Genomic DNA, 11691 nt, shown 5'->3' with positions numbered 1-11691 from the left:
CCTCTGTGGGAGCGGGCTTGCTCGCGAAGCGGAGTGTCTGTCACACAGATGTTGACTGTGCCACCGCCATCGCGGGCAAGCCCGGCTCCCACAGGGTTGGGCGGGGTATGCAGATGCTGCGTACACCCTGAATCCAATGTGGGAGCGAGCCTGCTCGCGATAGCGGTGGGTCAGCTTGTGGTGATGTTCGCCGTACCACCGTCATCGCGAGCAGGCTCGCTCCCACAGTTTTTCCGCATCGCCTCGCCAATCCTGTTCACCCCAGATCCCTCTGTGGGAGCGGGCTTGCTCGCGAAGCGGAGTGTCTGTCACACAGATGTTGAATGTGCCACCGCCATCGCGGGCAAGCCCGGTTTCCACAGGGTTGGCATCCACCTGTTCGTCGTCGGGACTTGTCCCTGCTTCCCATGACAGACATGCCCTACTGAATGCTCTAATTTTTTTTGGCCTGTAAGGAGACAGTCCCGGAGAGGGATCTCCTTCGGTTGCACATGACGATATTCATTGCATTGGCCCGCACGCGGTGATCGGCCCGTCCACCGCCAATCCTCGCGTCCAGGCGACACGCCGTGTCTGAAAACCACATTGATCGTCAACCACTCCGAACCAGAAAAGCAGGTCCTTCGATGCAATTCAGCGAACTGATGGCAGCGCTTTCCAAGCACCCGATTCGTCTCCAACAGGATGGCGAAAACCTTGTGATCGAGGGCGATGACGAAGGGCTGGAGAGCACGGTATGGGACAGTCTGGCCGTCCATAAGCATGAACTGCTCGCCCTGGTGGAGAGAAACGGTGGCGACTGGTTGAGCCCGGCGTTCCGCATCACACCGGACATGTTGCCGCTGGCGAGCCTGACTCAAGAGCAGATCGACCGGATCGTCGACGGCGTGCCCGGTGGCGCTGGCAATGTCCAGGACATCTACCCGCTGGCGCCGTTGCAGGAAGGCATTTTCTACCATCACCTTGCCGCAGAGCAGGGTGATCCCTATGTGTTGCAGACCTTGTTCGGCGTAGACCAGCGGGCTCGCCTGGACGATTTTCTCCAGGCCTTGCAAGGCGTGATCGATCGCCACGACATCTTGCGCACCTCGGTGGTGTGGGAAGGGTTGGAAGAACCGATGCAAGTGGTCTGGCGCGAGGCCACTCTGACGCTGGAGGAGCTGGCGCTCGATCCGGCCGAGGGCAATATCGAGTGGCAATTGCATCAGCGTTTCGATACCCGACACCACCGTCTGGATGTGGGACGGGCGCCGTTGATGCGCCTGGTCTGTGCTGAGGATCGGGCTAACAACCGCTGGGTGGCGATTCTGTTGTTCCATCATATGGCGCTGGACCATGCAGCCCTGGAGCTGGTGCAGCACGAGATGCAGGCATTCCTGCTCGGCCGGGCCGATGAATTGCCTGAGCCGGTACCTTTTCGTAACTACGTGGCACAGGTGCGCCTGGGCATAGGTGCTGAAGCCCATGAAGGGTTCTTCCGCGAGATGCTGGGCGATGTCGATGAACCGACCCTGCCATTCGGCCTGCAAGAGGTGCAGGGCGCAGGACCGGGCATCGAGGAAGCCACATTGACACTCGCCAGCAGCCTGAGTCTGGGCTTGAGGACCCAGGCGCGTCTGCTCGGCGTGAGTGCGGCGAGTCTGGTTCACTTGGCCTGGGCGCAGGTGCTGGGCCGTGTGTCGGGCCGGGACGATGTGGTGTTCGGCACCGTGTTGATGGGGCGGATGCAGGGCGGCGAAGGGGGCGACCGCGCCTTGGGCATGTTCATCAACACCTTGCCGCTGCGGGTGAGCATTGGCGGGCAGGATGTACGCGCCGGGGTCAAGGCGACCCATGCACGGTTGACCGCATTGCTCGGCCACGAGCATGCCTCCCTGGCCTTGGCCCAGCGTTGCAGCGGTGTGGCTGCACCTGCGCCACTGTTCAGCGCCTTGCTCAATTACCGTCACACCAGTACGGCGACTTCGACCGAAGCGGTATCTGCCTGGAACGGTATCCAGGTGCTTGGTGGCGAGGAGCGGACCAACTACCCGCTGATGCTCTCGGTGGATGATCTGGGCGAGGGCTTCAGCCTGACCGTCCAGGCGGTGAACGGGATCGACGCGCCGCGGATCTGTGCCTATATGGAAACGGCGCTGGCGACTTTGGCCCAGGCGCTGGAGTGTGCGCCTGCGTCGTCGCTGGCTGATTTGCCGATTCTGCCCGCAGCGGAGCGCGAGCAACTGCTGGTGGCGTTCAACGCCACCGATGCCGAGTACCCGCTGGAACAGACTATTCATGGTCTGTTCGAGGAACAGGTGCAGCGTACGCCGGAAGCGCTGGCGGTGCTGCATGGCGAGCAGCGCCTGAGCTATCGCGAGCTGAACGAGCAGGCCAATCGCTTGGCGCATTATCTGCGCGGGCAGGGCGTACAGCCGGATTCGCGGGTGGCGATCTGCGTCGAACGTGGCCTCGACATGGTCGTGGGCTTGCTGGCGATCCTCAAGGCGGGTGGCGGTTACGTGCCGCTGGATCCGGCCTATCCGGCAGATCGGATTGCCTACATGCTGGAAGACAGCGCTCCGGCGGTGGTGCTGGCCCAATCGGCAACGGTTGGTTTGTTGGCCGGTGCTTCGATGCCGGTGATCGACCTCGGTAGCGAGCTCTGGCAGGACGAGTCCGTCTCGAATCCGCAGGTGCCTGAGCTGACCTCGGCGCATCTGGCTTACGTGATCTACACCTCCGGTTCCACCGGTTTGCCGAAAGGCGTGATGATCGAACACCGCAGCACAGTGAATTTCCTGACCTGGGCCCATCGTTCGTTCGATGCGAAAACCCTGTCCAAAACCCTGTTCTCGACCTCGCTGAACTTCGACCTGGCGGTCTACGAATGCTTCGCGCCGCTGACATCGGGCGGCAGCATCGAAGTCGTCACTAATGTGCTGGAACTGCAACACGGCGAGCACGACATCACCCTGATCAACACCGTGCCGTCGGCGCTCAAGGCGCTATTGGAATCCGGTGGTTTGAGCGATGGCATCGATACGGTCAACGTGGCCGGTGAGGCGCTCAAGCGGAGTCTGGTGGAAGCGTTGTTCGAACAGACTCAGGTCAAGCGCCTGTGCAACCTCTACGGTCCTTCGGAAACCACGACCTATTCCAGTTGGGTCTCCATGGCCCGGGAAGACGGCTTTGCCGCCCACATCGGCAAACCGGTGGCGAATACCCAGTTCTACTTGCTGGATGAGCACAAGCAACCGGTACCGCTAGGCGTTCCGGGTGAAATCTACATCGGCGGCGCCGGTGTCGCCCGTGGCTATCTCAATCGTGATGATCTGACCGCCGAACGTTTCCTCACGGATCCGTTCAGCGCCACGCCCAACGCCCGGATGTACAAGACCGGCGACCTCGGCCGCTACCTGCCGGACGGCAACATCGAATACCTGGGTCGTAACGACGACCAGGTGAAGATCCGCGGCTTCCGTATCGAACTGGGCGAGATCGAAGCCAAGCTCGCCCAACATGACGCTGTGAGAGAGGCCGTGGTGCTGGCACGCGAAGACGTGCCCGGCGACAAGCGCCTGGTTGCCTATTTCACTCAGTCGGAAGCGGTGGACATCGAGGCTCTGCGCATTCATCTGCAAGGGCAGCTACCGGAATACATGGTTCCCGTGGCTTACGTACACCTCGACGCCTTGCCCCTGACTCCCAACGGCAAGCTCGACCGCAAGGCCTTGCCGGCCCCGGACCTGGATTCGGTCATCACCCGTGGCTACGAAGCCCCCCGAGGTGAAGTTGAAACCACCCTGGCGCAGATCTGGCAGGACCTGCTCAAGGTCGAGCGCGTCGGCCGTCACGACCACTTCTTTGAACTCGGCGGCCACTCGCTGCTGGCCGTCAGCCTGATCGGGCGGATGCGCCAGGTCGGTTTGAGCGCCGACGTGCGCGTGCTGTTCGGCCAGCCGACCTTGATGGCGCTGGCGGCAGCGGTGGGTAGCGGCAGCGAAATACAGATACCGGACAACGGCATCCTGCCGGGCTGCACGCGGATCACGCCGCCGATGCTGCCCCTGGTGGAGCTGGACCAGCAAGCCATCGACCGCATCGTCGCGACGGTGCCGGGCGGCGCTGGCAACGTACAGGATATCTACCCGCTGGCGCCGCTGCAGGAAGGCATCTTCTTCCATCACCTTTCGGCCGAACAGGGCGATCTGTATGTCTTGCAGTCACAGTTCGCCTTCGACCACCGCGAACGGCTCGATGCGTTCGTCGAGGCGTTGCAGGGGGTGATCGATCGTCACGACATCCTGCGGACCAGCGTGGTCTGGGAAGGCTTGGAGTCGCCGGTGCAAGTGGTCTGGCGCGAGGCGAAGCTGCACGTTGAAGCGGTCGACCTCGATCCGGCCGCCGGGGATGCCGTGGCACAGTTGCAGCAGCGCTTCGACCCACGACACCATCGCCTGGATGTCAGCCAGGCACCGTTGATGCGCCTGGCCTATGGACAGGATGCCGCCAATCATCGATTGGTTGCGACGTTGTTGTTCCATCACATGGTGCTTGACCACACGGCGTTGGAAGTGGTGCAGCACGAGATGCAGGCGCATCTGATGGGCGACGTCGGGCAACTGGCTGACGCGGTGCCCTATCGCAATTACGTGGCCCAGGCACGCCTGGGTATGAGCCGAGAAGAACATGAGGTGTTTTTCCGCGAGATGCTCGGCGATATCGACGAACCGACGTTGCCGTTCGGCCTGCAGGATGTGCAGGGCAGTGGCCATGATATCGAAGAGGCCCGGCAATCGGTGGCGGCTTCCCTGGACTTGCGTTTGCGGGCCCAGGCCCGTCAGTTGGGGGTAAGCGTCGCCAGCCTGGTGCACTTGGCCTGGGCCCAGGTGCTGGGTAAGGTATCTGGCAAGCAGGATGTGGTATTCGGTACGGTGCTGATGGGACGGATGCAGGGCGGTGCCGACACCGATCGCGCCTTGGGGATGTTCATCAACACCTTGCCGTTGCGGATTCAGGTGGGGCGCCAGGGCGTGCGGGCGGGCGTCAAGGCCACCCATGCCCGGTTGACTTCGCTGTTGGGTCACGAACATGCCTCCCTGGCACTGGCCCAGCGCTGCAGCGGCGTGGCGGCGCCGTTGCCGCTGTTCAGCGCCTTGCTCAACTATCGACACAGCGCCGCGGGCTCCGTTTCGGCGCAGGCGACGGATGCATGGCAGGGTATCCATGCCCTGAATGGCGAAGAGCGCACCAACTACCCGCTGACATTGAACGTCGACGACCTGGGCAACGGCTTCAGCCTGACGGTGCTGGTGGCGGCGCAGATTGGCGCGCAGCGGGTCTGCGGGTACATGCACACTGCCCTGGAAAAACTGGTGGAGGCGCTGGAGCAGACGCCCCAGGCGGCGTTGTATCGCTTGCCGATTCTGCCTGAAGCGGAACGTGAGCAACTGCTGGTGGCGTTCAACGCCACCGACGCCGAGTATCCACTGGATCAGACCATTCATGGGTTGTTCGAGGAGCAGGTGCAGCGCACGCCGGATGCGCTGGCGGTGCTGCATGGCGAGCAGCGCCTGAGCTATCGCGAGCTGAACGGACGGGCCAACCGTTTGGCGCATTACCTGCGCAAGCAGGGCGTGCGGCCCGATTCGCGGGTGGCGATCTGTGTCGAGCGTGGTCTCGACATGGTCGTGGGCTTGCTGGCGATTCTCAAGGCCGGTGGCGGTTACGTGCCACTGGATCCGGCCTATCCGGCGGATCGGATTGCCTACATGCTGGAAGACAGCGCTCCGGCCGTGGTCCTGGTCCAGACGGCGACCCTTGGGTTGTTGGCTGGTGCCAAGATGCCTGTGATCGATCTCGGTAGCGTGCACTGGCAGGACGAGTCCGTCTCGAATCCGCAGGTTGCCGAGCTGACCTCGTCGCATCTGGCCTACGTGATCTACACCTCAGGTTCCACCGGTTTGCCGAAAGGCGTGATGATCGAACACCGCAACACAGTGAACTTCCTGACCTGGGCCCATCGTTCGTTCGATGCGAAAACCCTGTCCAAAACCCTGTTCTCGACCTCGCTGAACTTCGACCTGGCCGTGTACGAATGCTTCGCACCGCTGACGTCGGGCGGCAGCATCGAAGTGGTCACTAATGTGCTGGAACTGCAACACGGCGAGCACGACATCACCCTGATCAACACCGTACCGTCGGCGCTCAAGGCCTTGCTGGAATCCGGTGGGCTGGGCGAGGGCGTGGATACGGTGAACGTGGCCGGTGAAGCCCTCAAGCGCAGTCTGGTGGAAGCGTTGTTCGAACAGACTCAGGTCAAGCGTCTGTGCAACCTCTACGGCCCTTCGGAAACCACGACCTATTCCAGTTGGGTGTCGATGGCCCGTGAAGACGGCTTTGCTGCCCACATCGGCAAACCGGTGGCGAACACCCAGTTCTACTTGCTGGATGAACACAAGCAACCGGTGCCGTTGGGCGTGCCGGGTGAAATCTACATCGGTGGCGCAGGTGTCGCCCGTGGCTATCTCAATCGCGACGACCTCACCGCCGAGCGTTTCCTCAAGGATCCGTTCAGCAGCGAACCGAACGCCCGGATGTACAAGACCGGCGACCTCGGCCGTTATCTCCCGGACGGCAACATCGAATACCTGGGTCGCAACGACGACCAGGTGAAGATCCGTGGTTTCCGCATCGAACTGGGCGAGATCGAAGCCAAGCTCGCTCAACACGAAACCGTGAAGGAAGCCGTGGTGCTGGCCCGCGAAGACGTGCCGGGCGACAAGCGCCTGGTCGCCTATTTCACCCAGTCAGAAACGGTGGACATCGAAACGCTGCGCTGCCACCTGCAAGGGCAATTGCCGGAATACATGGTGCCTGTGGCCTATGTGCGTCTCGATGCCATGCCGCTGACCCCCAATGGCAAGCTCGACCGCAAGGCCTTGCCGGCGCCGGAACACGATGCACTCATCACCCGCGGCTACGAAGCTCCACAAGGTGAGACTGAAATCGCCCTGGCGCAGATCTGGCAGGACCTGTTGGGCCTGCAACAAGTGGGGCGTCACGACCACTTCTTCGAGCTGGGCGGCCATTCGCTGCTGGCCGTCAGCCTGATCGGGCGCATGCGCCAGCTTGGCTGGTCGGCGGACATCCGTGTGCTGTTTGGTCAGCCGACTTTGATGGCGCTGGCCGCCGCGGTCGGTAGCGGTCGCGATGTCGAGGTACCGGACAACGGCATTCTGCTGGGGAGCACTCGGATCACGCCGTCGATGCTACCGCTGGTCGCTCTGGACCAGCAGGCCATCGACCGCATCGTTGCGACGGTGCCGGGTGGTGCGCGCAATGTGCAAGACATTTACCCCCTGGCACCGTTGCAGGAAGGCATTCTCTACCACCACATTGCAGCGGCCACCGGTGACCCCTATGTGTTGCAGGCGACGTTCACCGTCACCGACCATGGGCGCCTGGACGCATTTGCCCATGCGCTGCAGGCGGTGATCGATCGCCATGACATTCTGCGTACGTCGGTGGTCTGGGAAGGCCTGGACGAGCCGGTGCAGGTGGTCTGGCGCAAAGCGCAACTGGCGGTCGAGGAGGTGGTACTGGCCGCCGAGGCGGGCGATATCGCCGGACAGCTGCGTGAGCGCTTCGACACACTGCATTACCGTCTCGACATGCAACAGGCACCGCTGATGCGCATTGCCTTTGCCCATGACCCGGCCAACCAGCGCTGGGTCGCGCTGTTGCTGTTCCATCACATGGCACTGGATCACACGGCACTGGAAGTGGTGCGCCACGAAATGCAGGCGCATCTGCTGGGCCAGGGCGATCAACTGGGTGAAGCGGCACCTTTCCGTAACTACGTGGCCCAGGCTCGCCTGGGTGTCAGCCGCGAGGAACATGAAGCATTCTTCCGCGACATGCTCGGTGACATCGACGAACCGACGCTGCCCTTCGGTGTGCAGGATGTACGCGGCGACGGCAGCGATATCGAGGAGGCCGGGTTGCACCTTTGCGCAGACCTGAGTCGCCGTCTGCGGGCCCAGGCCCGGACGTTGGGGGTGAGTGGGGCGAGCCTGCATCACCTGGCCTGGGCGCGGGTACTGAGCCAGGTATCCGGCAAACAGGACGTAGTATTCGGCACTGTGTTGATGGGTCGGATGCAGGGTGGCGACGGTGCCGAACATGCATTGGGCATGTTCATCAACACCTTGCCGCTTCGGCTGGACGTGGGCGACCAGGATGTGCGCGGCAGTACCAAGGCCGCACATGCCCGGTTGACCGGCCTGCTGGGGCATGAACATGCGTCCCTGGCCCAGGCCCAACGTTGCAGCGGCGTGGTCGCGCCGATGCCGCTGTTCAGTGCCTTGCTCAACTATCGGCACAGCGGCGCGGATGTGACTTCGGCCGATGCATTGGCGGCCTGGAACGGCATCGAGATCCTGAGCAACGAAGAGCGCACCAACTACCCGCTGACGCTGTCGGTGGACGACCTGGGCGAAGATTTCCACCTGACCGCGCTGGCGCTGCCGCAGATCGGCGCGCAGCGGATCTGCGCCTACATGAACGTGGTGCTGGAGAACCTGGTGTCTGCGTTGGAGCAGGCGCCACAGACGCCATTGAACAGCCTATCGGTCCTGCCGTCGGCCGAGCGTCGCCAACTGCTGGTGGAATTCAATGCCACGACCCGCAGCTATCCGCAGGACAGGACCGTCCATGGTCTGTTCGAGGCACGGGTGCAGGCCAATCCCGAGGCGCTGGCGGCAGTGCATGACGAGCACAGCCTGACCTACGCCGAGCTGAACGACCGGGCCAATCGCCTGGCCCGTCATCTGGTCGGCCTGGGTGTACAGCCGGGGGAGCGCGTGGCGATTTTGCTGGAGCGCTCTCTTGAACTGTTGGTCAGCCAACTGGCAGTGCTCAAATGCGCCGCTGCCTTTGTGCCGCTGGATATCCACGCGCCCCTGGAACGCCAGCAGTTCATGGTCGAAGACAGCGGGGCGCGGGTACTGCTGACCCTGAGTGCCACGACCGCGACGCGAGGCCCTGTGCGTGTCGACCTGGATACCGTCGAGCTGGACAAGTCCGCCGATAATCTCGATCTGACCCTGAGCGCCGAAGCGGTTGCCTACATCATGTACACCTCCGGCTCCACCGGCACCCCGAAAGGCGTGCTGGTGCCGCATCGGGCGATCAACCGCTTGGTGATCAACAACGGCTACGCGGATTTCAACGCCGGGGATCGGGTGGCGTTTGCTTCCAACCCGGCGTTCGATGCCAGTACCCTGGATGTCTGGGCGCCGTTGCTCAATGGCGGTTGCGTGGTGGTGGTCGAACAGGATGTGCTGCTGGACCAGGCGCGCTTTGCCGCGCTGTTGACCGAGCAATCGGTCAGCGTGCTGTGGATGACTGCCGGGCTGTTCCACCAGTACGCTGCGGGCATGCTGCCGGTGTTCAAACAGCTGCGCTACCTGATCGTGGGTGGCGACGTGCTGGATCCGGCGGTAATCAGTCGCGTCCTGAAAGATGGCGCACCGCAGCATCTGCTCAACGGCTATGGCCCGACGGAAGCGACCACGTTCACCACCACGCACGAAATCCGTACCGTGGGCGAGGGGGGAATTCCGATTGGTCGTCCCGTCGGCAACAGTCGGGTTTATGTGCTGGACGCCCAACAGCAACCCGTGCCAGTGGGTGTGGCGGGCGAGTTGTACATTGGTGGTGACGGTGTAGCCCTTGGTTACCTGAACCGTCCGGAACTGAGCGCCGAGAAGTTCGTCGCCGACCCGTTCAGCGCCGATCCGGCGGCCTTGCTCTACCGCACCGGCGACCTGGCGCGCTGGCGTGCCGACGGCGCCGTGGATTACCTGGGGCGTAACGACGACCAGGTGAAGATCCGTGGCTTCCGTATCGAACTGGGCGAGATCGAGGCTCGGTTGGGCCAATGTGCCGGCGTGAAAGACGCCGTGGTGCTGGCGCGGCAGGACGAAGCCGGGCCGAAACGCCTGGTGGGTTATGTGATTCCGGAAGCGGACATCACCCTGTCGGTACACGAGCTGCGTAGCCAACTGGCCAGCACGCTGGCCGAGTACATGGTCCCCAGCGCTTTTGTCGTGCTGCCATCCTTCCCATTGACCGCCAACGGCAAGCTGGACCGTCGCGCACTGCCGGCGCCAGACGCCGAGGCCTATGCCAGCCGTGAATACGAAGCCCCGCAGGGTGAAGTGGAACAGACCCTGGCCCGGCTCTGGGCCGAGGTGCTCAAGGTGGAGCAGATCGGTCGTCACGATCACTTCTTCGAACTCGGCGGTCACTCGCTGCTGGCGGTGACCCTGATCGAACGCATGCGCCAGGCCGGCCTGAGTGCCGATGTGCGGGTGCTGTTCAGTCAGCCAACCCTGGCCGCGCTGGCTGCGGCAGTGGGCAGTGGCAAGGAGATTACTGTCCCCGAAAACCTGATTCCGCTGGATTGTGAACACATCACTCCGGAGCTGTTGACGCTGGTCAACCTGACCCAGGACACGATCGACCAGATCGTGGCGACCGTGCCGGGTGGTGCCCGTAATGTGCAGGACATCTACCCGCTGGCGCCGTTGCAGGAAGGCATTCTCTATCACCACCTGGCCGCCGAACAGGGCGACCCCTACGTGCTCCAGTCGCAGTTCGCCTTCGACAGCCTCGAACGCTTCGAGGCGTTCGTCGAGGCGTTGCAGGTGGTGATCGACCGCCACGACATCCTGCGCACCAGCGTGGCCTGGGAAGGCCTGGACGAACCACTGCAGTTGGTCTGGCGCCAGGTGAAGCTGGAGCCACAGCGCTTCGAGGCCGATGTCACGGCCGGCGATGTCGCCACGCAACTGGCGAGCCGCTTCGATGCGCGCCACTACCGCCTGGACCTGCGCCGTGCACCGATGTTGCAACTGGTCTACAGCCAGGACGAGGCCCAGGACCGCTGGGTGGCGATCCTGCTGTTCCACCACATGGCGCTGGACCATACCGCGCTGGATGTGATGCAGCATGAAATGCAACTGCATCTGTTGGGGCAAGGCGAGCGATTGGGCGAAGCGATGCCTTATCGCAACTATGTGGCCCAGGCACGACTGGGTGCGAGCGAGGCGGAACACGAGGCGTTCTTCCGCGACATGCTCGGCGATATCGATGAGCCAACACTGCCCTTCGGTTTGCAGGATGTGCAGGGGGACGGCCATGGCATTGCTGAGGTCCGCGAGGCGGTGGATCCTGAGCTGTCCAGGCGTCTGCGGGCCCAGGCCCGGCAATTGGGCGTCAGTGCCGCCAGCCTGGTGCACCTGGCGTGGGCGCAGGTGCTGGGCAAGGTGTCCGGCAGTCAGCAGGTGGTGTTCGGCACGGTATTGCTGGGCCGGATGCAGGGCGGCGAGGGGGCCGACCGGGCGCTGGGGATGTTCATCAACACCTTGCCGTTGCGCGTGGACGTGGGCGCTCAAGATGTTCGTACCGGGGTCAAGGCGACCCACGCCCGATTGACGGATTTGCTGGGCCATGAACATGCCTCCCTGGCGCTGGCCCAGCGCTGCAGTGGCGTGGCGGCGCCGACGCCGCTGTTCAGCGCCTTGCTCAACTACCGGCACAGCGCCGCCGAGGTGACCCAGGACGCCCTCACGGCCTGGAACGGGATCGAGGCGCTCAATGGTGACGAACGTACCAACTACCCGCTGACCCTTAACGTCGATG

1 protein-coding gene (only partly in view) is annotated in these 11691 nt (G+C 63.2%); it reads left to right on the top strand.

The features are described from left to right. Positions 1-626 precede the first annotated feature (626 nt). A protein-coding gene (locus ACODTO_RS27075; protein ID WP_489107321.1) for a non-ribosomal peptide synthase/polyketide synthase crosses the window boundary here: on the top strand, positions 627-11691 show its 5' portion. The gene runs 19832 nt beyond the window's last position; only the first 11065 of its 30897 coding nucleotides appear in the window; its start codon is at positions 627-629; the stop codon falls past the right edge of the window.

Source organism: Pseudomonas sp. FG13 (assembly GCF_057809755.1).
This window is presented reverse-complemented; position numbering and strand designations above follow the sequence as displayed.